Annotated in this window: 1 protein-coding gene; it reads right to left on the bottom strand. The window is 44.4% G+C overall.

Going from position 1 to position 1,103, the window contains the following annotated elements; all coding sequences use genetic code 11:
- Positions 1-1,103, bottom strand: a 1,103-nt coding sequence (locus QW087_08060) for a DUF1998 domain-containing protein (GenBank protein MEM2944678.1), incomplete at both ends; no start/stop codon positions are given.

The following is a 1,103-nucleotide window of genomic DNA, read 5'->3' as shown; positions in this document are numbered from 1 at the left end:
CTACCGTCTCTTGTTAGCCAGTGTATATCTGGGCGGACATAAAACCCAAGGGATTCTACGGGAATTCTCATATCCATTTCAGCGTTATCTATTAACCCGACTTCCTTAAGCTTATTAGAAAGGATTCGAACTGATATTGTATCAGGTCTTCCATGTGGTGGAATCGGAATCCCGGTTTCGCCCTTTATGCCGAAAAAGGTTGGATTCTCTTCAAGTTTTTTTAGCGATGGCAGCGCAATCTTCCGCGATAGCGCTGGGTGATCTCTCTGATTTTCGTAAATCCTCAAACAAGATGGACAGCTAGATTCGCACTGCGACGGGCACTGTTCGCATAACGATACGGCGGAGCCTATAATCTTCTTCCAATTGTCTACCACCTGGTCAAGCAGTCCAGAGCCGCCAGGATGTCGGTCAATGATCCAGATGGAAAAGCAGCTTTCTCCCACTTGTTTGATCATCAATTCGAGATCGTCTGCTTCCATTTCGATATGATCCATTGCACCGATGATTATCGCCCATCCCGCAGAGACAGCTTCGGCGAATGAAGAAAAGGGTCTAATGGAGAGAAAATCAGCATCGAATGCAGATTCAATGCAGTACCATCCAGCACTGCTATGCCCAAATTCCTCGCGGTGTTTCCTTAGGAATTCTTCAATATGTTCACTGTTAGATAGTTGGAGAAGGGGGGATCGAACCTCACCGCAATCGGGACAAATCGGGAAACCTAATTTTAGTTTGGAGTTCCCATCTTTGACCGTTCTGTATATTCTCGTAGGTCCAGTATTAAGAAAAATCATATCCATTCCATAATAATGAATAATATGAAATTCGCCAATGGAGTATGCTTTGATTCCCCTGTATCCTTCCCCCAAATCAGTCGTTAGTACGTGACAAGGCATCCTGAAAACGACTTCTTCTTCATCGGTGATTCTGCTTTCATGTGCGAGGATGCAGTCCGAAATCGGGACAGAGGAAATTTCAAATGGTCTTTCAATTGACCTGAGAAGTGTGTACCCAGCATGCAAAACATTATCTGTTACCAGATCAAGCTGGTATTTCTTTGTACTGCGCTTTCTATTTTCGTCAGGGGGAATGGAGTATCT

It is taken from the genome of Methanomassiliicoccales archaeon, assembly GCA_038850735.1.
In the GTDB taxonomy this organism is placed as follows: domain Archaea; phylum Thermoplasmatota; class Thermoplasmata; order Methanomassiliicoccales; family JACIVX01; genus JACIVX01.
The sequence above is the reverse complement of the archived record's forward strand: the minus strand, read 5'-3'. Positions and strand labels throughout refer to the sequence as shown.